The organism is Pseudomonas sp. GW821-FHT02C04, from assembly GCF_059421845.1.
In genome coordinates, this window is record NZ_JBWKVT010000001.1 from 1,032,441 (window position 1) to 1,053,757 (window position 21,317).

The window sequence follows — 21,317 nt, forward strand, 5'->3', positions numbered from 1 at the left end:
GATTAACGTCCCCTCAGCAGTTTCAGGGTACTGCGACCGAACATCCGGCTGGATGCCGGCGGCGGCGACGAAGGTCGATCCGACTGGCCGAAACGTGTCTCCAGCCAACGCTGGAAGAAGCCCCAAAGCGTCGTGAGCAACAGGAAATAGATCGCCACCACGAGGTACAACTCGAACACCCGAAAGGTCGCCGAAGTCACCATCTGCGTACTGAGCAGCAGTTCCTGCACACCGATCACACTGACCAGCGTGGTGTTTTTAAGCATCACGTTGAACTCGTTGCCCAGTGGCGGCACGATGACCCGAAACGCCTGCGGCAAGACGATACGGCGCATCAACTTGGCGAAGGTCATGCCCAGCGAGCGCCCCGCCTCGTACTGCCCCTTGTCGACAGCGCCGATACCGGCGCGAATGATCTCGGCCATGTACGCGCCTTCGTTAAGGCCCAACGCAATGATCGCGGCCTGGATATTGCCCGGAACCACCAAGCCAAAAAGATCAATGTCTTCGAAGCGGAAAATCCCGCCCGCCGCCAGCGCCGTGTAAAGGAAGACGATCTGCACCAGCAAGGGCGTCCCGCGCATCAGCCACACATAAAAACGCACCGGCAGATGCAGCAAAGGGTTCTTCGACAATCGCAGCAACGCCGCCGCCAATCCCAGGACACAACCCAGCAACATGGCCAGCACACTGATCAGGCACGTCAGCCAGAGCCCGGTGAGGTAGACCCCGCTGGGCTGCAACAGGTACTGCCAGAACACATCCCAATTGAAGTTCATCAACACTTACCTCAATCGAGAGTGTCGCTGGAGACGTGCCATTTACTCAGGAGCTGGCTGTAGCTGCCATCGCTGCGCATGTCGGTGATCACTTGCTGCACCGCGGCACTCAGTTGCGGATCGTCCTTGCGAATGCCCAGACCGGTGAGGATCCGGCTGAAGGCTGGAACGCCTTCCTCGAACAGGTCCGGCGCCATGGCGGCGTAATAACCGGCGGTTTCCACCGTGGTGCCATAAGCATCGACCTGACTGATCCGCAGGGCCTGGAACGCATCGGTGTCGGTGTTGTAGACCACCAGTTTCATCGGTGGCTTGCCGGCCTTGGCCAGGCTTTCATTCTCGGTATCGAGCAAGGTCTTGATGGTCGAACCGTTGAGCACCGCGATCTTGTGCCCGCTCAGATCAGCCAGCACTTTGAGCCCCTTCGGATTGCCCTTGGGCACCACCACCGCCTGGCTGGAATACATGTAGTTGACGATGTCGATCACCTCGCGGCGCTCGGGTTTGTCGAACAACTGATCGACGATCATGTCGCACTGTTTGGCCAGCAAGGCCGGCAGCAAGCCGGAAAACGGGATCACCCGCCACTCAACCTTCTTGTCTCCCAGACGCTTGGCGATTTCCAGACCCAGGTCGACGGTCAAGCCTTTGGGCTTTTGCGCCTCATCGAAGGACACCAGGGGCGGCGAGTCCATGCCCGAGCAATAGGTGAGTTTGTCGACCTTGAGCAAACGCTCCGGCACGGTGGGTGCGGCAACCGCCCACTGCGTACAGAGCCCCAGGGAAATTGCAGCCAACAACAGGCGAGACGTATGCATGACCAGACACTCCAGTTCGGTTAGTAACGGGGCAGTTCTCAAAGTCAAAACATCGGCGGGCTTGGTGCCCGCTCTGTGGTTATCGTTCCGATTGCAGAAACTTGATGAGCTCAGGGACCGTGCCTTCGATGTGCTCGCGCACCACGGCCTCTGCCTTCGCGGCATCACCGGCACGAATTGCGTCGAGGATCACCACGTGTTCCTGGCGTGCACTCAGTGGCTTTTCAACGTGCTGCAGCCAAAGACGCATGGGGGCTTCGATCAGCGAGTAGAGCGCGCTGATCTGTTTCACCAGACGAGGTCGTCCGCTGAGGCTGCACAGGTACTCATGGAACTTGCGGTGGCGACTGACCCAGGCCGCACTCTCGTCGCGGTAGTCATCCATTTCATCGAGCAGGCGTTCCAGGGCAGTCAACTGACGTTCACTGATCTTCGGCACCGCGACTCGAATCGCCAGTCCCTCAAGGGCGCTGCGCATCTCGAAGACTTCATGCATTTCCTCGACATCCAGACCGCTGACAATCGCGCCGCGATTGGGCCTGAGCGTCACCAGCCCCTGAGCATCGAGACGGCGAAAGGCTTCGCGCACGGGCATCCGGCTCATGCCGATTTCACTGGCAATGTCCTCGGCGATCAGCCGGTCACCTTTGCGATAACGGCCGCCGCAGATGCCTTCCAGAAGAAAGTTGTAGGCCTCCTCCTCCGCGGTCATCGGTTGGCGCTGGTCGTAGGCGGGAGCGAATTGCATGGCGGCACCTTTTGTCTTTTTGTATCCAATTATCCACGGATACATAAAAGCAGAATGCATGCCAAGACCTGCCTCTTCACGCCAAGCGATTGATTCAAATGAATTAAGGAAAATAGCACCGTGCACAGCCATCAGATTTGCCGGCACGAAAATTGGGATTTGCTACCTAATGGCTCATTGCGAGACCTGGAAAGGTGCAGAACGGTAGCTGAGTAACACCTCTTGAAACACGCCGGCCAGCACCCACTCGCCTGCCAACGCAGCAAGCGAGTGAAATGAGCCAGTCCTCGGGTCGCGCAGCGCCAATCAGCGCTTCACGCCAAAGCAGTGCGAAAGCTCAGGGAAACTGCCCTCACGAACATCCGAAGCGTACTGCCCCACGGCATCGCGGATCACCGCATGCACATCGGCATAACGTTTAGCGAAACGCGGTACGAACTCACCCCCCAGCCCCAGGATATCTTCGATCACCAGCACCTGGCCGTCGCACGCGGGCGAGGCGCCGATTCCGATGGTTGGCACGCGCAAGGCTTCGGTCAACTCGCGGGCCAGCGGCTCTGCTACGCCCTCCAGCACAATGCAAAACGCACCGGCCGCTTCCATCGCCAGGGCGTCCTGACGGATAGCGTCTGCCGATCGTTCGTCCATGCCCTGGGCCTTGAAGCCACCCATGGTGTTGACGAACTGGGGCATCAACCCGATATGCGCCACCACCGGAATGCCCCGCTCCACCAGAAACTGCACAGTGGGCGCCATGACCGCACTGCCTTCCAGCTTCACGGCAGCGATATTGGCCTCCATCATCAACCGCGCGGCACTGCGAAAAGCCTGAGCCGGTGACTCCTGATAAGAGGCGAATGGCAAATCAGCCACCACGCACGCGCGCTGTGTGGCACGCACCACCGCACGACTGTGCTGAATCGTCTGATCCAGTGTGAAATCCAGCGTGTTGGGCTGCCCGTAGGCAACCATCGCGGTCGAATCCCCCATCAGGATAACGTCGACAAATTCGTCAACGATCTCAGCAAGCGATCGATTGTGCGCGGTCAACGACACGATCTTGCGTTTGCCCTTACAAGCCCTGATGTCGGGTACGGTCAGACGGCGGGTTTCATTGACTGCGGTACTCATGACGTGAGCTCCTCGCGAAAACAGCGTTGAAGAAAGGACCTCTTGAATCGACGCAGACGCCAAATACGATCTCCGAACAAGGCTGGCCTCCACTTCTGATTTAATGTTCCCCGTCCTTGTATCCGGACGTTTTTCGGGGGCGATGGTAGAAGCATTTCTCCAGCCGGAGTGAGCGAACATTTTTTCTGAACCGTATGCGGAAATGGAATACAAGATGGACCTGAAGAACTTGCGCTATTTCGTGGAAGTGACAGAGCACGGAAGTTTCTCGAAGGCATCCCGCACCCTTCACGTCACCCAGTCGGCACTGAGCAAAGCCGTTCAATTACTCGAAGAGGAACTGGGCGCGACGCTATTGGTTCGCAGCCGTCCGGGCGTGCCGTCACGCTTGACCCCGTCGGGCGAAGTGGTCTTCCACCACGCCAAGGGATTGCTGAGTCGCAGCAAGCAAATGTTGACGGACGTGAACTTGCTCAACAGCCTCGTCACCGGTGTCCTTCAGCTGGGGCTGCCACCCTTGGGCAGTACCGATCAAGTAGCGGCCGTGTTGACCGAGTTTCGGCGGCGCTTTCCCCAAGTGGAACTGCAATTGCGTGAGCAAGGAGGCCAGGCTCTGGAAGAGGCCGTTCGCAAGGGCGAGATAGAACTGGCGATCAGTCTGCGACCCGACGGAAACGACCTGGCCTGGCTGCCGATTTGTGAGGAACCACTGGTTGTCGTCCTGCCACCTCGCCACCCACTCGCCAACCGCCATCGACTGACACTGCCGGATTTGGCGCATCACCCTTGGGTGCAGTTGCAGGGCGCCTCGATTCTCAATCACCGCATCAAGCTCTGCTGCCCTGCTGTGGACGTCAGTCGTCTACAGGCAGCCAAAAGCGACAACCTGGCTTTTTGCTTGTCATTGGTGGCCGCGAACGCAGGCCTGCTGGTATTGCCCCGACTATTGGCTCAACACCACATCCCGCCCGGTGTGGAAATCGTCCCGCTCGAATGCGCGGACCTGGAGTGGCAACTCGTCACCATCTGGCGCAAGAACGCGCAGCTGTCGGTCGCGGCACAGCAATGGCTTGAACTGTTGGCCTTTTGAATAGCGAGTCTGGTCTGGGCGATGCATGGCGCAATCGTCAGGCTTGGCTGGTCTGAATGGGGATGCCGAATGTTTGAATGAATCGGTTGTTCGTACCGCAACTTTCATTCAACCATTCATCAAAACTTAAAAGCCCTGACACGCACCCACTCACCCAACGAATCAATCAACGTAAGTTCTTATAGCCAGCGGCAATAACTCAAATAACAAAAAATAATGCCACATCGCCACCATCTCAATAGCTTGCTAATTAACCCCGTTGAAAACTCTTCTCATTACGCTGAATAAACAGCATTTAAGCGACTGCAACAAATTCACTCATCACCCTGAATGCATTAGATATTTTTTCAGTCAACAACCGCCGACTTCCGAAACTCCCATACCCATTAAACAGCCTCTGAAAAACACCCTTTCTCAATCGACTTGCAAAAACACAACAACCGTCTAGGTTCATGAATATCTTCAAAGGCACCATCAGCCGAACAATAAAAACAGCCTTCAAGGCGGGAGAACTCATTCCCCTGAAATAATTCAGACTCTGCTTTTAGTTACTGAACGGAACTCAGTCATCACAATCAAGAGGGATGCTTGATGAAGCACAGCCGTTGGTATCGTGCGCTCTCGAAAAAGGCGCCAGCCGAACATTTTTGGCTGTCACTGTTTTGCTTTGCGGGTCTTGTGATCGCCAGCTTCGTGTTGTTCGAACAGCAGATCCAGGACTTCCTCACTCATCTCGACCTGTACCTTCCGTCTTCCCCCTCCCAGCAACTCAACCTGGCGCTTTTGCTGATCGCCCTGTTGGCGCTGGACGTTGTGCTGCCCGTGCCTTCCAGCGTGGTCGCGCTACTGGCCGTGGCCATGCTGGGCAGTGTCGGCGGTTATCTGGTGATTTTCGTTGGCCTGTGTCTGGGTGCCGGGTTGGGTTATGCATTGGGCGCCGGTTATTTCCGGATGCTGTCCAGCCGCCTCGGTCTGCATCAGCGCAAGCCAGGGCAACTGGCGTATCGGCTGGGTACGCTGTCGTTGATCTGCCTGCGCGGCGTGCCTGTACTGGCTGAAACCTCTGTGGTGGCGGCCGGCATGCAACGCTATCCGCTACGGGCGTTTCTGCTGGTGACTACCCTGGCCAACGCCGGTCTGGCACTGGCCTACAGCGCCATCGGCACGTTCCTCGTCGAAGAGAACGCGTTGCTCGTGACCATCCTCGCCAGCATGGTGTTGCCGGGGTTGTTTATCGCCGGGTACAGCCTGTTCAAGACCTTGCGCAAACGCGGCAACGAGCCAGCGCTGCACGGGCGTTTCGAGGTCAGTTACGACTACCCGGTGGTGTTCACGGATCACCTGTTCGATCCGCTCAATGCTTGCCTGCATCAACAACTCACCGCCCGGCAAAACGGCCGGGTGACGGTGATGGTGTTCGCCGATGAACAACTGCTGAAAAGCGCGCCGCACCTGCTGGAACAGATCGATGGCTACTTTGCCGCCCATGCCGCGGACCTGCATTTGCAGGCGCCGCCAATTGCCGTTCCGGCCGGGGAGCTGAGCAAGGATTCACAGGTGTTGCAGCAGCTCTACGCCGACATGCTGAAACATGGGTTGGACCGGCACTGTTATGTGCTGGCCTTGGGCGGTGGCGCGGTACTGGATTCCGTGGGCTACGCCTGCGCCACCTTCCACCGTGGCATCCGGCTGATCCGCGTGCCGAGCACCGTGCTGGCCCAGAACGACGCCGGCATCGGAGTGAAAAACGGCATCAATGCCTTCGGCCAGAAGAATCTGTTGGGGGCTTTCTACCCCGCCACGGCCGTGATCAATGACTTCCAGTTGTTGACCAGCCTGACCCGCCGCGACCAGATCGCCGGGCTGGCCGAGGCGGTGAAGGTCGCGCTGATCAAGGACCAGGCGTTCTTTGAATGGATGGAGCAACAGGCCGACGCCCTCGCCCGCTTCGATCACGCGGCCAGCCGTTATGCGATTCGCCGCTGCGCCGAGCTGCACCTGGCGCACATCACCGGCGCCGGCGACCCCTTCGAGCGCGGCAACGGGCGGCCTCTGGATTACGGGCACTGGGCCGCGCACAAACTGGAAAACCTCAGCCATCACCGGTTGCGCCATGGTGAAGCGGTCGCGGTGGGCATGGCCCTCGACGGGCTCTACGCCAATGCGCTCGGGCTGTTGAGCGATACCGACAGTGAACGGGTGATGAGCCTGTTGAGCAAACTCGGTTTCAACCTGTGCCCGCCGGAACTGACCCTCAAAGATGCGCAAGGTCGCTCACCCGTGTTGCTCGGGCTGGAGGAATTCCGCCAACACCTCGGCGGGCAGCTCTCGATCCCGATGCTCAGCGGAATCGGCCAGTCGGTGGACCTGCATGAAATCGACGACGCGCAAATGGAACAGGTGCTGCAGAAGTTGTCCGCCCGCAACGCTCCGGCTCTCGACCTGAGCGAGGGCTTTGCGAAATGAGCCAGACCCCGCAAAGCCTCAAAACCTGGATGACGCTTGGCCGTGTCTCCAACCTGCCCACGGTGTGGACCAACACCCTGGCCGCCGCCCTGTTGGCCAGCAGCGCCGGTGCTCTGGCGCCGCCCTCGTGGATGGTGTGGATTCTGCTGCTGTTCACGCTGTCGCTGCTGTATCTGGCCGGCATGTTGCTCAACGATCTGCTGGACGCCGACTGGGATCAGCAACACCACAATCCCCGGCCCATCACCCTGGGTCTGGTCAGCCGCCAGCAAGTGCGCCTCGCCACCGTGTTGTTGCTGACACTGGCGGCCGCCTCGGTGCTGGGCCTGAGCCAATTGATCGATCAGCCGCATTGGTTGCTGGCCAGCGTCACCCTCTTGGTGGGCTGCATCATCGGCTACAACGTGCTGCACAAAAAATACGCCCACAGCGTCTGGTTGATGGGCGCCTGCCGCTCGGCGCTGTACCTCACGGCGGCGGCCAGTCTGGCGGTGCCACCGGAGCCGATCTGGCTCTGTGCGATGTTGTTGGGCGTTTATATCAGCGGGCTGACCTACCTGGCCCGCAATGAGCACAACAATGAGTTGCTCAGTCGCTTGCCCCTGATCCTGATGTTGAGCCCGCTCGCGTTGGCGATCTACTCCGACAACTTGTGGTTCTGGCCGGTGCTGCTGCTCTGGCTCGGCTGGCTGGGCTGGCACTACTGGCGTAACTTGGCCAACCCGCAGCATCGAAAGGTCCGCGCTTTTATCGGCGCCGGCCTGGCAGCGCTGCCTCTGTTCGATGCGTTGGTGATGGCCGTGGCCAACCAGCCGTTGGGCAGCCTGCTGTGTGTCCTGGTGTTTTTCCTGCTCCCACACTTTCAGCGCTGGATCAAACCGACATGAACATGGACGTCACTGCACCGCCGACGGCGGCCCTCGGCATGCGCGACGATTGCCTCGCCGAACACCATCAAACCTTGACCCGGCAACTCGATGAGACCGAACTGCACTGGTGGCGTCAGGCACAGGCGCAACTGGCCCGGCAGCCGGACGCCAATACTGCAGCGCTCCTGAGCGGTCAGTGCAAGCGGCATCTGCGTGACCGTGCACTGCCCGACAGCCACTGGAGCCTGATCCAACTGGCTCGCGCGTTGTTGCTGGCGCAGGTCCTTGAACTGTCCTCTGAGGACGGACAATTGTCCCTGCTGCGCCAGCTTTTTCTCTGGGGCGACGATCAGGAAAAGATCGCCACCCTCAAAGCCTTCGACTGGCTCGACAGCCACGGGGTGTGCGTCGAACTGGCATTGCAGGCCGGACGTACCAGCAACAGCCAGGTGTTTGCCGCCCTCGCCCTCGACACCCTCTACCCGTCGCGTCACTACCCGGAACGGGCTTTCCACCAACTGGTGCTGAAGGCGCTGGGCATGGGGCTCGATGTCCGACGCCTGATCGGCCTGCCGCAGCGACGCAGCATCACCCTCAACCAATTGGCCCTCGACCTGCTGGAAGAACAGCTCGCCGCTGATCGAACGGTGTCCGCCGGATTGCCCCTGGCGATTGCCTTCGACCAGCTCAGCCAGGCGCAACACCAGCGACTGGCCGACCTGAACCAACAGCAACGCTTGCCGCCGGAATGGCGCAGCCATCTGAACTGATGCCCAACGATTCCTTTCCCTTGACGAGGATTCACCATGCCCAAGTACTTCGACCCGCATATTCATATGGTCAGCCGCACCACCGACGACTACCAGAACATGGCCGCCGCCGGCATCACCGGGGTGATCGAGCCCGCGTTCTGGCAGGGTCAGGCCCGGACCAGTGTCGGCAGCTTCATTGATTACTTCGACACCCTGCTGGGCTGGGAGCGCTTTCGCGCCAGCATGTTCGGCATCCACCACTTCTGCACCATCGGCCTCAATCCCAAGGAGGCCAATGACTTGTCGGTGGCCAACGAGGTGCTGGAGATTCTGCCGCGGTATCTGGTGAAGGACGGCGTCGTCGCGGTCGGCGAAATCGGCTACGACGACATCACGCCCGAGGAAGATCGCTTTCTCGCCGCACAGCTGGAACTGGCCAGACAATTCAACCTGCCGGTGCTGGTACACACGCCGCACCGCGACAAGATCGGCGGCACCAAACGGACTTTGGCAGTGATTCGCGAGGTGGGGATCAATGAGAATCTGGTGATCATCGATCACCTCAACGAACTGACCCTGCCGCTGGTGCTGGACAGCGACTGCTGGCGCGGTCACTCGATCTACCCCAATACCAAAATGTCGGAACAGCGCATGGTCGCCCTGCTCCAGCAGTACGGCACCGAAAAAATGGTGGTCAACAGCGCCGCCGACTGGGGCATCAGCGACCCGCTCAAAGTGCCGAAAACCGGTCAGGCGATGTTGGCGGCCGGCTTCAGCGAGGCGCAGGTCGAGCAAGTGCTGTTCCACAACCCGGTGGACTTTTTTGCCCAGAGCGGTCAACTGGACAAAACCCTGATCAGCACCCCGCTGCCCATCGATCAGCGCCGGCAGTGGCAGGAAAACTCCGCCCTGCGGGGTCAGGAACCGGTGATCAAATGAATGCCGGCATGGGCTGGACGCCCGGGCAGATCGGCTATTGCAGCAATGTGCACCCGACCCGCGATCTGGCCGGGTTGCAGTCTTCGATCGAGCAGCATTTTCAGGGTGTGCGGATCCTGCGCGGCCTGCAAGCGCAGGACAGCGGACTGTGGATCAGCGCCCTCGCCGAGTCCAAGTTGCAGCAGAAATCGGCGCGTTCGGCGTTCCTCAGCCTGCTGCAACACAGCGGGCTACGGCTGACATCGCTGAACGGGTTTCCCTACGGTCAATTTCATGACCGTGCGGTGAAAGCCGAGGTCTACCTGCCCAGTTGGGCGGAGCCGAAACGCCTGGCGTACAGCCTGAATCTGGCGCACATCCTCGCGCAAGCCTTACCGCCAGATTGTCATCAGGGAGTGATTTCAAGCGTACCGCTGGGCTATGCCGCCACCTGGAATCCGACGCTGCAACAACGGGCCGAGTATCAACTTCGCGAACTCACGGCTTCACTGGCCCAGTTGTATCGTGAAACCGGCAAGAAGATTGTGTTCTGTCTGGAGATGGAACCGGACTGCGTGCTGGAAACCACTGACCAGGCCATCGCCTTCTTCCGTCGCTGGCAAACCACGGACCCGAACCATGCCTATCTGGCGCTGTGTTTTGACGTCTGCCATCAGGCGGTGATGTTCGAAGACTGCTATCAGTCGCTGGAAAAGCTGCGTCAGGCCCGGGTGCCTATCGGCAAGATCCAGCTCTCCAATGCCTTGATCTGTCGTCTGCCCTGCGATGACGACAAACGCCGCGAACAGGTCCTCAAGACCTTGAGCGACTTCTGCGAAACCACCTACCTGCATCAAGTGAAGGCTCGCGATGAACAGGGCCGGTTGGTGGCCTGGGCGGACCTGCCCGCCGCCCTCGTCGATTGCGCCAAGCACCCGCAGCGATACCCCGAGCTGAGGATTCATTTCCACATCCCGTTGTTCAGCGAACAGCTGTTGTTGCCCGAGCTGAGCGGCAGCCAGATCGCCCTGTCGCAGACCTTCGATTTTCTCGCCAGCCATGAGGATTTCAGGCCGGTGCTGGAAGTGGAAACCTACAGTTGGGGCGTCCTGCCCGCGCAACTGCGGCCAACAACCGAAGCCGCCCAGCTTCAGGGGATCGCCGCAGAACTGAAATGGGTCGAGGACCAATTACGCCAGCGTCGGCTGCTGCAACCACAGACGCAGGAGGCGTACGCCGATGCGCTCTGATCATGCACGTCAACCGCTGCTGCTGATCAATGTGGTCGGGCTGACGCCATCGCTGCTGGGTGACGCGACGCCGCACATCAATGCCCTGCTGAAAACCGCCAAAATGGCCCACCTGCAACCGGTGTTTCCAGCCGTCACCTCGTCGGTGCAGGCCTCGATTCTCACCGGGCGGCCGCCGTCCGAACACGGCATCGTCGGCAATGGCTGGTATTTTCGCGATCAGGCCGAAGTGCGTTTCTGGCTGCAACCCAACGCGCTGATCCAGGGTGAAAAGGTCTGGGAGACGCTCAAGCGCGAGCTGCCAGGGTTTCGCTGCAGCCAGTTGTTCTGGTGGTTCAACATGTACGCGGACGTGGATGCCGCCATCACCCCGCGCCCTCACTACCCGGCCGATGGCCGCAAGATGTTCGGTCTGTATTCGTCACCGGCATCGTTGCACGAAACGATCGAACGGCAGATTGGCGAGTTTCCCTTTCCGGGTTTCTGGGGCCCGGCGGCGGGCATTGCATCGAGCCGCTGGATCGTCGATTGCGCCATCGCCGAATTTCAGATTGATCAGCCCGACCTGCAATTGATCTACCTGCCGCACCTCGATTACAGCCTTCAGCGTGTCGGGCCCGATCATCCGTCGATTGCCGACGAGGTTCGGGCCATCGACCAGGAAGTCGGTCGTCTACTGACCTTCGCCGAGGAACAGGGCGCGGCGGTAATGCTGCTGTCGGAATACGGGATCGAAGCGGTCAATCAATCGGTTTCGATCAACCGCTTGTTGCGTTCGGAAGGTTTGCTGGAGGTGCGCCAATCGCTGACCTGGGAATTGCTCGACCCCGGCGCCAGCGCAGCGTTTGCCGTGGCCGATCATCAGATCGCGCATGTCTACGTGAAACGGGCCCAGGACATCCCCCGTGTCAAAGCGCTGTTGCAGCGCCAGCCCGGTATCGAGCAGGTGCTGGACAAGGCCGAACAACGAGCGTTTCAGCTGGATCACCCGCGCAGCGGCGAGCTGGTGGCCGTGGCCGCTGCGGGTTACTGGTTCGATTACTACTACTGGTTCGACGATCGCAAGGCACCCGACTTTGCCCGCACCGTCGACATCCACCGCAAGCCGGGCTACGACCCGCTGGAACTGTTCATCGACCCGGCCATTCGTTTCCCGAAACTGCGAGTCGCGCGGCGCCTGCTGCAGAAGAAACTCGGATTTCGCTACTACATGGACCTGATTCCACTGGACACCGGACTGGTCCGTGGCAGTCACGGTCGCCTGCCCGAGCGCGAGGAAAGCGGCCCGCTGCTCATCACCAATTGCGATCTGCCATTGCCGCAAACCCTTGCGGCGACGGCAGTGAAACAACTGCTCCTTCAGCATTTTCTGGGGCACTCATACACCCACTCGGCCAATGCCAAGGAGCTTCCATGCGGCGAGCCATTTCTATAACTGTTCTCAGTGCACTGGCCGGTTTGGCTCAGGCACAGGACACCACCCCTTTCGATTGCACCCAGTTTCTGAAGTTTGGGACTGACATCACCAAGACCCGGGCTGCGTTCGAGCAGAATCCCGAAACCATGGCCTGGAACTGGTTCGTCTGTCTGAACCAATTCAGTCCCACCCAGGCCAGCAACCGGGTGTGGGAAACCATGAAGCCTTCGGATCAGGTCTACCTGCCCGATGGCGCTGCGCCCGGCGCCTACGCCAGCCCCGTGCCGCCTCCGACCGAGGTGATAACACAGGCCCGAACGCTGGGGATGGACCTGAACCGGACCTTCCACAATATCAATGCCACGCAACAGGTCGATGGTCTGGCGCTGCACATGGGCGGCGCCGTGCCTGCTTCTCAGAGAGGCAACCCGGTGCGCTTTCAACTGTTGATGGGTGAAGACACCTTCGACTACATCGTGCAGCGTCAGGTCTACAACATGAACGGTCAGGCCGCGCTGCCGGACAACCTGAACTTCCCGGCCACCGCGTGGGAGTTGAAGGCGGCATGGCTGTGGATCGGCTCAGACACGACCTACCGGCAAACCCTGGCCAACGACGGTTACTACATTGGCCAGGCTTATTACCGGCAGGACGACGGCACCTATCAGGTCGGCTATGCGGCGTTGAGCGGGCTGCACGTGGTCAACAAACTGGATGACAACTGGGTCTGGACCACCTTCGAAAACATCAACAACAGCAAGTACACGGTGACCAACGCCCCCACCCCGATGCCGATGACCAACACCACCGGGCCGACCCCGGCCGCCAAACCGGTGAACGTCAGCTTCCAGGCCAGCAACCCGACGCTGTCGAAGTACGAACTGATCGGGGTCGAGTACCAGCCCGTCACTCAGGTGCTGGCCAACTCGCAATTGGAATCGGCGTTCCAGAACACCTCGTCCTGCCTGGCCTGCCACGGCACTGCTGCCTACTCGAACGACAAGGGCTACTTCAATTTCGCCATCAAAAAGGATGGCGGCATCGTCTACCCGACAACCCCGCTGCCGCCGTCCGATTTCGACGGCTACAAAAAACTGGACTTTGTCTGGTCGCTGAAGCGCGCCCAGTGGCAACGCTAAGGAGCACGACATGAGCGTATTGAACTTCCCCCGGATCTACCTCAACGGCCATATGTTCTGGAACCCGCCGACGGCCAACAACAACGATGTGCTGCCGCTCTATGACGCGGTGAAGATGGATATCAACTGGCCGTTTACCCGCTACTACGACATCACGCAGGAGAACGCTCCCACCACCCTGATGCCCTGGATCATTTCACCCGTGGAGCAGAATAATCTGCCGCCCTATGTGCAGCAGGTTCCGGGCAACGGAAGCCCAGGCACCTTCCCGTTCATACCCGCCGAATGGGACCTGTTTGGCGACAATGCCTGCGGGACGGTGAGTTACCAGAGTACCCGCTCGACCATTATTGGCGGCGAATTGCAGGCCAACACCTACATTGCTCAGGATGCACTGGTCGGCAGGGACTTCCAGTTGCTCGGCAATCCTTTTGGCAGTCAGAGCCCGACGGCCGCGCGCTTCGTCGATATCAGCCCTTGGCAGAACACCTTCACGGCGCTGTACTTCGACAAGTTGCAGCTGGGAGATGCCACCTGTGGCCTGACGTTGAACCGTCAATACCGGATGCTCGACCGCTTCCTGACGTTCAATTGGGCCGGCGACTTCCGTGGTCTGGTGCATGTCACCACCACCTGGCAGACCTGCTTTCCCCGGGACAATCTGGAATGGGTCATTGGCGATTCCGTCCTGCTGAGCAATCTCCAGCAACAGATGGAGGCTCAAAACGCTCAGGGCCTGATGTTCAGGTTCGCCACGTACCTCACCTGTTACGACAGGAACGGTGTGTTCAACGACTTCCCGTACGTCGACACCCGCGACAATGTCGAATCGGCGCAGGCCCGTTTGAAGGCGATGTATCAGAAGGGGCTGGACAACGTTTCCGATATTTTCTTCAACCCCGCCTACAACCGTACCGTAGCGACCCTGGGACTGTGGTTCGACCACGAATACCCCACGGCGCCCGCCGGCCCGCGTCTGGTCAGCGACCAGAAGATCATGGTCACAAGCCCCGACATGCCTGAGCCGACCAGCACCAATCTGGGTGTGACCTCGGTGCAGATCACCAACAACACGTTGTCGCTGGATCTGGCCAACACGTTTCCGTTCTATCCGCTGGACAAGAACGCCGACGTCCTGACTGCCGAGAAATTCCAGGCCGGCGACTTCAAGCTGGGCGTATCGCAGAACGGGAATTTCGTGCCGGTGGTCGACATCGGTTTCGAGCAGTACCGACAGTCGGCCTTCGACAAACGCTCGGGCCTGCTGGATATCCCCCTCAGCGCCACGCAAACGGCCACCCTGCAATCCGGCCCGCTGGAGTTGCAACAACAGAACTCCACAGGCCCCGTGAAGGCCGCCGTTCAGCAAGTCTGGACCGCCGAGGTGGTAGAAAGCGGCACCTTCGTCGACGTGAACGACCGCAAGACGCTGAACATCATGGTGCAGCAAAATGGTCAACCGGCCGCCAACACCACACTCTGGGTGGTGGAATACGGCAACCCTTACAACGTGACCACCAGCGACTACTACCTGACGTTCCTGAATAAGCCCGACTTCACGCTGTTCTACGACAACGCAGATCGCAACAAAAACACCGCCAACCTGCCACAGTTCAAAGGTACGGCGCCTGTAGCGAACTACCTGGCCACCGGCAGCGGTCGTCGACTGGTCAATCTGGAAGCCAAAGACAAACCGGTGGGCGTTCCGGTCAGTTATCAGTCATTCATGAATGGCTCAAGCAAACCGATCACGGTCCCCCTGACCCCTTGCCTGGAATTCGACGCCGGCGTCTACGTCAGCGGAACGCTGGATAACGGTCAGACGGTGGATTACTCCTACGTCGCCACCACCACCGACGCCAATGGCATCGCCCAGGTGAGTTTCAAGGCTCTGGCCCCGGGTTTCCCTACGCTGCGCTTCATCGTCAAGGAAGGCGCCAGCGACCCGGACATCCCTTTCAGCTTCGCGTTCACGGAAGCCCAGACCGACTTCCTCGCCCCGCTGCGCGTCCTGCCTCTGGACATGCAGCTGCAACAGGACTTCGTCAACTACTGGAACGACATCTACAAGGACAAGAATGCGCCCGAAGCGATCTGGGATGACTTCATCTACCCAAGGGTCCTGAAGACCTTCTACTACCTGTACCCGATCATGAACAAGTTCATGCCGCTCAACTCCCGCACGCGGGTGGAAGGCGCTGTCGATCAGCTGATCCGGCTGATCAGCAAGGAATACCAGGAAGAAAGCACCCTCGCGATGCCCATCACCCGTGACCTGTCGCAAAGCCGGCGCGCCGTGCTGGAGTTGTGGGCGCAGAAACTGGTCAAGCGCAACTTCCCGCCCATGCAACTCAAGATGAGCGATTACGACGACCTCTGATCCATCAGGAAAGATGAGCCGCTGCGGGAGTGCGCTCCCGCCGTGCGCTTTGCCACGGAGTGACCCATGAACGTCAGCCTCATGAACCGTCTGTTGCTGTTGATCCTGCTGTTCTGTCCATCCGCATTCGCCCAGGACAGCGGCGCCGTCTATTTCACCAATGGCGTACACAACACGCTGGGGTGTAATGATCAGAACGGCAACTGCATCGCCACGCGTCTTCCCGGCGAGCCCTCCGATCCGTTCTTCCCGGCATTCTGGATCAGCAACTGGACCATGTACCGGGTGATGCACAACTACGAAAACAACCCGCCGCCCTACAGCAACCCACCCTCTACCCTGACGCCTGCGGACTACACCGTCTCTCGCGGAACCAGCTACTACGACACAACGTACATCCCGCCGGATGGCGACGGCTTCGGCGCGATGATGGAGCACTACGAGAAATACTGCCTGCCGATCTTCCCGATCAAGAACAACAACTACACCTGCTCGTTCGTGTCCCTGGGCAACAAGGCGTACTTCCTGACGTACCCGCAGGATCGTCCGAAAGACATGCCGGCCTGCTGCATGTTCTCTCCGATGAATCATCCGCCACGGCAGGACTTCATCGAGCACCTGCCCTACAGCGCCGAGCGCAGTAAAAACCTCGATGGCAGCGTGCAAGCCTACGCCCTGGATCTCGAATCGCCGCAAGGTCCGATCCTGTTCGGCTATGCCTTCTACAAAAAAATGTCGGGGCAACCGCCCTACCGGCCACCGCAATCGTTCTTCTTTTCGGGCGATACCAGCGTCGCCAACGCGCCGATCGTCAGCCAGAACTACACCGACTTTCACATCGCCAAACCGGACCCGGCAAAGACCTGGGCGCAGGTCGCCGCCATGTGCCCGTCGAATCCGCCGCCCTGCCAATTGTTCGAGCCACCGGAATCGCAGAGCAATGGCCACAAGGCGCAGTGGAACAAACTCATGCAGCGTAAACCGTGATCAACGACGAAGGATCGCCATGAAAACCACATTCCGTTATTCCGTGATATTGCTGGGTCTGGCCAGCCTGTCGGTGCTGGCCAGGGAACAAGCCATGCCATCGGTGCAGGCCAGCCAGTTGAACTGCCAGCCGCCGAGTACCGCACCGGCCGCCACGGCCGGTCAGGATCAGTTCGATCAATACAGCTGGCAGATGTTCATTGCCCTGAGCTGGCCGGCAAAAAGCGGGCAGCGCGGCAATCCCGACTGCACCAAACAGCCCGGCGATGCCGGTTACACCGTCTGGCAGACCTACAAGACCGTCGGCGAAATCTTTCTGCCGAATGCCGTCAATCCCGGGCCGTGGAATTCCCCGCAAATCGCAAAAAGCTTCAACATCATCAACATCGCCTCGTTGAAAAACAGCGCTCAGGTGAACGCCGTCGATCAGGCGGTCGGCGGCTGGTTGATCGATCAGGCGAAAAACCCGACCTATTACGACATTTCGGCCAACGAGACGTCCTACAACTACATCGTGGGCAACAGTTTCTACAACGCCGACATCGTTTCCAAAGCCAACAACATCACGTTTCCGTGGGGCGTCATCGAGATCAAGTCGAGCTGGCGCATCCTCACCGCCCATGACAACGCCCGCCGTTACCTGACCATGATCGCGCGAGTGGCCAGGTTCAATGACCAAGGCGAGAAGATCGGGGTCAGCGAGGCGTTTCTGGGGCTGGTGGGTCTGCACATCATCACCAAGGCGAACGGTTATCCGCAGTGGATCTGGTCGACCTTCGAACAGGTCGACAACGTTCCGCCGAAGGTGCAGGTGAACGGTCAGTGGGTCGATCAGCCCGCATCTGGCACAGCCTATTCCTACTTCAACGCCGCTGCGCCCGCCGCGACGCTCAACCAGTCGCCGTGCGACTGGCAGACTCAGGGCCCGCACCAGGTCTGCGTGCCCAAACCCGGCACCACGTTCCAGACCCCGAATCCGCTGAACCGCGTCACCCCGATCGCCGACATCACCAATCAGATCAACGCCAGTTACCAGGCCGACCCGGGGCTGCAAAAAAGCGTGTTGAAGTACTACCAGCTCATCACCACCCAGCGCCCGCTGATGCCTGACAACCCCGGCAACCCGCTGGGTCAGCCGACGCCGGCACTCTCGGCCAACGTGACCATGGAAAGCTACATCCAGCCCAACAGCAGCTGCATGAACTGCCATTCCATGGCGACACCGGTCAAGAGTCCTTACAAGTCCGATTACTCCTATCTGTTCAAGTTCGCCAATTCGCCACTCGGCAAAACCATCAAGGACGGGAAATAAATCATGAGCATCCTCAATGGCCCGCGACTGAATTTCTGGGGTGGTATCCGCACGGATGTCAGTCTGCCGAACAATTCACCCACCATTCCTTATGACGGCGATGACAACTGGCCGATCTTTGACCTGACCACTTCGACCCTGGCATCGGGTGCCCAGTCTTACACCGACGATCAGTTGAACACCATGATCAATGCGCCCACGGGCGACTACTACACCGCCGGCGGCTGGAATCATTACGGGCAGCATGTCGTCGACATGCAAAACGCGCTGATCAGTTCCCAGGGCAGCCCCGGCAGCGTCAGTACCACGGGGGATATGGTGGGCCAGCCGGTCTATCTGCTGGGTTCTGTGGACCCGGTGACCGGACAAGGGCCGGTATCGGGCCCGATGATGGTGGATCTCGACCCCACCTCGACAACCACCACCCAGATATTTGTCGGTGGTCTGCAAATCGGTGGCAGTAACAACATACAGTTGCTGATTCACGCCAATACGGTTTGCAGCAGCCTGGATCTCGGCATGCGGGTGCTGCAGCCACTGCCGAGTGAGATGGATTCACCCGGCTCTTGCCGTATCAGTGGCACCTTCCAGCTGACCTTCCCGCTGACCAGTATCGTCAGCTGGAACCAGAACAGCGCCGGTTTGCGATCGATCATCCAGGCACCGGGAGCCACCGGTATCGTCCTGCGCTTCGTGATGTTCGAAATGTGCCCGACGATGACCACGCCCCAGCTGCAAGCCGATTATGCCGCCGGCAGAGACACCCCGAACCCGAGCATCGGCCGGGTTATCGGTACATTGGCTCCGGCGTTCGCCAATGAGCCGCTGAACTGTCAGGCGGGCCGTCAGATCGTCAATCAGGACACGGGCGGCACCGGCTACGCCGACCTGAGCAGCGCGGCAATGCTGAGCGTCGACATGGTCAACATCATTCCGAAACAGACGTTCAGGGCCGTCAGGGATGACATCACCAGCCCAATCGGACCTAACGGGAATTACGGCCCTGTCACCCTGGCAGCCGGTGACACCAACCTCGCCACACTCGATCCGACCAGCAGTCCCCTGCTCGATTATTACGTGTATGGCGGCATTGTCGATTTGCCTCTCGATACAACTCAACAGTCTGCGGTCAGATCCTCGGCGCTGGAGATCAGCGCCCCCGGCACGGTCGCCGGGACTACGTTGCAGGCAACAGAGTCTGTCTATCGGATCTATGCCGATCAACGCAGCGTCTATACCGAGGACTACCCGCAGGGCCTGTCGATTACGCTGCAGGTGCGGTATCTGGGTGCTGCGGTGACCAGGACAACTGAAATCGATCTCACCGCCGCGCCCTCGGGACCGTATTACACGCAACAGCGCTACTGCGACTTCCTTTATTTCCCCCCGGCTCTGACGGTAAGCCCCGGTCAGTTGTCCGTCACGTTCTCCGTCAACGTAAAACCCGCAGCAGCTCCCTTCGCCGGTTTCGTCGCCCTGACCTACACCGTCAACGGTCAGCAAAGCGGCACGTATTTCACCAACTTCCGCAAATACGCCCAGACCGACTTCGGCATCCCCAGGGGCACCACCATCACCTGGCAACTGATGTATCCGAACGTCCTGCGCTTTCACTACCTGGCCTTCCCGGCCATGTCTCGCTACATCCCGCTGAACCAGCCCGACGCGATCATGGGCGCGAAGAACCCGATCATTGCCCGAACCTCGGACGCCTACAAAGGCACCACGTTGTTCATGCCCGTGGTGCGGTCGATGTCAGCCAGTCAGCGGGCATTGCTGCGGGCCTATCTCACGGGCGAGCCGTGGCAACCGCCGCAGTAATCGCGTCCATCAGCCCATGGAGAGAAACCTATGACTGTTCATATTCCTGCGCGCCCCAGCGAGACTCTGCGCCCGAGCACCATCATCGCCGAAGGCCTGCTGAACCCACGCGGTGTCTGCATGCAAGCCGATGGCAGCCTGCTGCTGGTCGAAGCCGGTTCAGGCCTGCCGGATCAGACGTTCAGCGGCCGCATCAGTCGACTGCGGCCGGACCCGCTCAAGCCCGGCACGTATCTCGCCCCTGAAACACTGGCGCAAGGTTTCCGCGCCATGAACATGCAGGCCCGCATGTTGCGCGATGAAATCATGGGGCTGTCGGACATTGCCTGCGGTGACGGGCGCTGCCTGGTCAGCCAGACCGACTATGTCGAGGGCTCGAAACTGCTGGACCTGCAATACACCCCACCCGAGCCGGTGTTTCACAGCCGGGGCAATCTGAATGCGCTGTGTTACCACCCGACCCGCCGCAGTTGGCTGGCCGTCAAACCCGATACCAATCAGTTGGTGGAGTTCAGCAGCGGCGAGGATGAACAGGTACTGGTGCAGTTGCCCGATCTGGACATGGGCCAGGAAGCCGTCCCCGTCACGCTGGTGCACGAACCGGCGACGGACGCCGTGCTGATCAGCCTGTTCTCCGGGGAGATGCAAAGCGACCCGAGTCGCAAAGGCATCGACTTTGATGATCAGGCCGGACAGGTGATCCGGGTCTGGCCCGACACCGGCCGGATCGAAGTGCTGATTCGCGGCCTGCAACTGCCCACCGGGCTCGCGCTGTGTCCGCAAGGAAACGTCTTGGTGCTGGAGCTTTGCAGCCGTCTGCAACAACCCTTGCCGCCTGACTGGAATGGCGAAACCCTGCATGGCGGATTCACCCGATTCAGCGGGCGACTGTTGAGCTGCAATCTGCAAACAAGCGAAGTGACCGTGCTCGCCCGCGACCTGGATACCCCGTCCAACCTGTGTCTGTTGCAGGATGCGGTACTGGTGAGCGAAGGCATGGGGTTAACGGGGCGACTGTTGCCCACGCCGGACAACAAGGTGGTTGCGTTGAACGGCCGACTGCGTCGGGTACAGCTCTGAAAACAGATGGAAAAAAGGCGCGGCCCTGTGAGAGCCGCGCCTTCTATTTATTGAGTCACCACAATCTTTCCGATCATCTGCGGATGCAGCACGCAGAAATACTCGAACTCGCCCGGCGTATTGAACACCCAGGAAAAACTGTCATTGGTATCCAGCGCCCCCGAGCGAAACACTTTATGGGTTTCGGCCACCGTGTGCGGGATCTGATCGTCATTCACCCACGTCACCTTGGTGCCCACGGCCACGGTCAGATCCTTGGGGCCGAACATGAACTCCTTGATATCGACCTTCACCTCCTGCGCCCACGCCGGCATCGACAGCATCAGGCACAGCACTGCCAACAGTCGCGATTTCATCTGG

General features: G+C 59.7%; 18 protein-coding genes. 13 read left to right on the top strand and 5 right to left on the bottom strand.

All coding sequences use genetic code 11. The features are described 5' to 3' along the window. Positions 1 to 2: 2 nt before the first annotated feature. The 4 genes from AC07VV_RS04710 to panB all read right to left on the bottom strand — a co-directional run bounded on the left by AC07VV_RS04710 (position 3) and on the right by panB (position 3,476). On the bottom strand, positions 3 to 779 hold the full coding sequence (locus AC07VV_RS04710) for an amino acid ABC transporter permease (protein WP_102620000.1): 777 nt from the start codon (positions 777 to 779) through the stop codon (positions 3 to 5). 11 nt (positions 780 to 790) lie between these two features. After that, positions 791 to 1,597, bottom strand: coding sequence for an ABC transporter substrate-binding protein (locus tag AC07VV_RS04715; protein WP_495035477.1), 807 nt, complete (start codon positions 1,595 to 1,597; stop codon positions 791 to 793). A gap of 79 nt (positions 1,598 to 1,676) precedes the next feature. Continuing rightward, positions 1,677 to 2,345, bottom strand: coding sequence for a GntR family transcriptional regulator (locus AC07VV_RS04720; protein ID WP_096821385.1), 669 nt, complete (start codon positions 2,343 to 2,345; stop codon positions 1,677 to 1,679). Positions 2,346 to 2,651: 306 nt separating this feature from the next. Then, complete coding sequence (gene panB / locus AC07VV_RS04725) at positions 2,652 to 3,476, bottom strand: 3-methyl-2-oxobutanoate hydroxymethyltransferase (protein WP_495035478.1); 825 nt, start codon at positions 3,474 to 3,476, stop codon at positions 2,652 to 2,654. A gap of 214 nt (positions 3,477 to 3,690) precedes the next feature. On the opposite strand from panB, the gene AC07VV_RS04730 reads away from it, so the two are divergent. The 13 genes from AC07VV_RS04730 to AC07VV_RS04790 all read left to right on the top strand — a co-directional run bounded on the left by AC07VV_RS04730 (position 3,691) and on the right by AC07VV_RS04790 (position 20,957). Further along, on the top strand, positions 3,691 to 4,566 hold the full coding sequence (locus tag AC07VV_RS04730; RefSeq protein ID WP_495035479.1) for a LysR family transcriptional regulator: 876 nt from the start codon (positions 3,691 to 3,693) through the stop codon (positions 4,564 to 4,566). A gap of 591 nt (positions 4,567 to 5,157) precedes the next feature. Continuing rightward, positions 5,158 to 7,032, top strand: a complete 1,875-nt coding sequence (locus AC07VV_RS04735; RefSeq protein ID WP_495035480.1) for a 3-dehydroquinate synthase — start codon at positions 5,158 to 5,160, stop codon at positions 7,030 to 7,032. After that, positions 7,029 to 7,919: a UbiA family prenyltransferase gene (locus tag AC07VV_RS04740; RefSeq protein WP_495035481.1), complete on the top strand. Its 891-nt coding sequence runs from the start codon at positions 7,029 to 7,031 to the stop codon at positions 7,917 to 7,919. The genes AC07VV_RS04735 and AC07VV_RS04740 overlap by 4 nt, the downstream gene beginning before the upstream one ends. Then, on the top strand, positions 7,916 to 8,671 hold the full coding sequence (locus tag AC07VV_RS04745; RefSeq protein ID WP_495035482.1) for an EboA domain-containing protein: 756 nt from the start codon (positions 7,916 to 7,918) through the stop codon (positions 8,669 to 8,671). The genes AC07VV_RS04740 and AC07VV_RS04745 overlap by 4 nt, the downstream gene beginning before the upstream one ends. Before the next feature lie 36 nt (positions 8,672 to 8,707). Beyond that, positions 8,708 to 9,592 (top strand): TatD family hydrolase, encoded by an 885-nt coding sequence (locus tag AC07VV_RS04750; RefSeq protein ID WP_096821431.1) that lies wholly within the window; start codon positions 8,708 to 8,710, stop codon positions 9,590 to 9,592. Then, positions 9,589 to 10,821, top strand: coding sequence for a metabolite traffic protein EboE (gene eboE, locus AC07VV_RS04755; RefSeq protein WP_495035483.1), 1,233 nt, complete (start codon positions 9,589 to 9,591; stop codon positions 10,819 to 10,821). Before AC07VV_RS04750 ends, eboE begins: the two co-directional genes overlap by 4 nt. Next, on the top strand, positions 10,811 to 12,256 hold the full coding sequence (locus AC07VV_RS04760; RefSeq protein ID WP_495035484.1) for an alkaline phosphatase family protein: 1,446 nt from the start codon (positions 10,811 to 10,813) through the stop codon (positions 12,254 to 12,256). Before eboE ends, AC07VV_RS04760 begins: the two co-directional genes overlap by 11 nt. Next, positions 12,235 to 13,377: a hypothetical protein gene (locus tag AC07VV_RS04765; protein WP_495035485.1), complete on the top strand. Its 1,143-nt coding sequence runs from the start codon at positions 12,235 to 12,237 to the stop codon at positions 13,375 to 13,377. Before AC07VV_RS04760 ends, AC07VV_RS04765 begins: the two co-directional genes overlap by 22 nt. Before the next feature lie 10 nt (positions 13,378 to 13,387). Then, positions 13,388 to 15,757: a hypothetical protein gene (locus AC07VV_RS04770; RefSeq protein WP_495035486.1), complete on the top strand. Its 2,370-nt coding sequence runs from the start codon at positions 13,388 to 13,390 to the stop codon at positions 15,755 to 15,757. 66 nt (positions 15,758 to 15,823) lie between these two features. Continuing rightward, positions 15,824 to 16,744 (top strand): hypothetical protein, encoded by a 921-nt coding sequence (locus AC07VV_RS04775; RefSeq protein WP_495035487.1) that lies wholly within the window; start codon positions 15,824 to 15,826, stop codon positions 16,742 to 16,744. 19 nt (positions 16,745 to 16,763) lie between these two features. Next, entirely contained in the window at positions 16,764 to 18,056 is a 1,293-nt protein-coding gene (locus AC07VV_RS04780; RefSeq protein WP_495035488.1) for a hypothetical protein, read from the top strand. A 3-nt stretch (positions 18,057 to 18,059) separates the two neighbouring features. Then, entirely contained in the window at positions 18,060 to 19,877 is a 1,818-nt protein-coding gene (locus AC07VV_RS04785) for a hypothetical protein (RefSeq protein ID WP_495035489.1), read from the top strand. Between the two features lie 30 nt (positions 19,878 to 19,907). Then, complete coding sequence (locus tag AC07VV_RS04790) at positions 19,908 to 20,957, top strand: hypothetical protein (protein ID WP_495035490.1); 1,050 nt, start codon at positions 19,908 to 19,910, stop codon at positions 20,955 to 20,957. Positions 20,958 to 21,004: 47 nt separating this feature from the next. Here AC07VV_RS04790 and AC07VV_RS04795 read toward each other — a convergent pair whose 3' ends face one another. Further along, complete coding sequence (locus AC07VV_RS04795; RefSeq protein ID WP_495035491.1) at positions 21,005 to 21,313, bottom strand: cupredoxin domain-containing protein; 309 nt, start codon at positions 21,311 to 21,313, stop codon at positions 21,005 to 21,007. Positions 21,314 to 21,317 lie beyond the last annotated feature (4 nt).

What these genes read in the sequence shown, in the direction of transcription:
- AC07VV_RS04720 (WP_096821385.1), bottom strand. Translation starts at nt 2,345, where the DNA reads ATGCAATTCGCTCCCGCCTACGACCAGCGCCAACCGATGACCGCGGAG.
- AC07VV_RS04765 (WP_495035485.1), top strand. Translation starts at nt 12,235, where the DNA reads ATGCGGCGAGCCATTTCTATAACTGTTCTCAGTGCACTGGCCGGTTTG.
- AC07VV_RS04775 (WP_495035487.1), top strand. Translation starts at nt 15,824, where the DNA reads ATGAACGTCAGCCTCATGAACCGTCTGTTGCTGTTGATCCTGCTGTTC.
- panB (WP_495035478.1), bottom strand. Translation starts at nt 3,476, where the DNA reads ATGAGTACCGCAGTCAATGAAACCCGCCGTCTGACCGTACCCGACATC.
- AC07VV_RS04780 (WP_495035488.1), top strand. Translation starts at nt 16,764, where the DNA reads ATGAAAACCACATTCCGTTATTCCGTGATATTGCTGGGTCTGGCCAGC.
- AC07VV_RS04715 (WP_495035477.1), bottom strand. Translation starts at nt 1,597, where the DNA reads ATGCATACGTCTCGCCTGTTGTTGGCTGCAATTTCCCTGGGGCTCTGT.
- AC07VV_RS04795 (WP_495035491.1), bottom strand. Translation starts at nt 21,313, where the DNA reads ATGAAATCGCGACTGTTGGCAGTGCTGTGCCTGATGCTGTCGATGCCG.
- eboE (WP_495035483.1), top strand. Translation starts at nt 9,589, where the DNA reads ATGAATGCCGGCATGGGCTGGACGCCCGGGCAGATCGGCTATTGCAGC.
- AC07VV_RS04750 (WP_096821431.1), top strand. Translation starts at nt 8,708, where the DNA reads ATGCCCAAGTACTTCGACCCGCATATTCATATGGTCAGCCGCACCACC.
- AC07VV_RS04770 (WP_495035486.1), top strand. Translation starts at nt 13,388, where the DNA reads ATGAGCGTATTGAACTTCCCCCGGATCTACCTCAACGGCCATATGTTC.
- AC07VV_RS04790 (WP_495035490.1), top strand. Translation starts at nt 19,908, where the DNA reads ATGACTGTTCATATTCCTGCGCGCCCCAGCGAGACTCTGCGCCCGAGC.
- AC07VV_RS04785 (WP_495035489.1), top strand. Translation starts at nt 18,060, where the DNA reads ATGAGCATCCTCAATGGCCCGCGACTGAATTTCTGGGGTGGTATCCGC.
- AC07VV_RS04745 (WP_495035482.1), top strand. Translation starts at nt 7,916, where the DNA reads ATGAACATGGACGTCACTGCACCGCCGACGGCGGCCCTCGGCATGCGC.
- AC07VV_RS04735 (WP_495035480.1), top strand. Translation starts at nt 5,158, where the DNA reads ATGAAGCACAGCCGTTGGTATCGTGCGCTCTCGAAAAAGGCGCCAGCC.
- AC07VV_RS04730 (WP_495035479.1), top strand. Translation starts at nt 3,691, where the DNA reads ATGGACCTGAAGAACTTGCGCTATTTCGTGGAAGTGACAGAGCACGGA.
- AC07VV_RS04710 (WP_102620000.1), bottom strand. Translation starts at nt 779, where the DNA reads ATGAACTTCAATTGGGATGTGTTCTGGCAGTACCTGTTGCAGCCCAGC.
- AC07VV_RS04760 (WP_495035484.1), top strand. Translation starts at nt 10,811, where the DNA reads ATGCGCTCTGATCATGCACGTCAACCGCTGCTGCTGATCAATGTGGTC.
- AC07VV_RS04740 (WP_495035481.1), top strand. Translation starts at nt 7,029, where the DNA reads ATGAGCCAGACCCCGCAAAGCCTCAAAACCTGGATGACGCTTGGCCGT.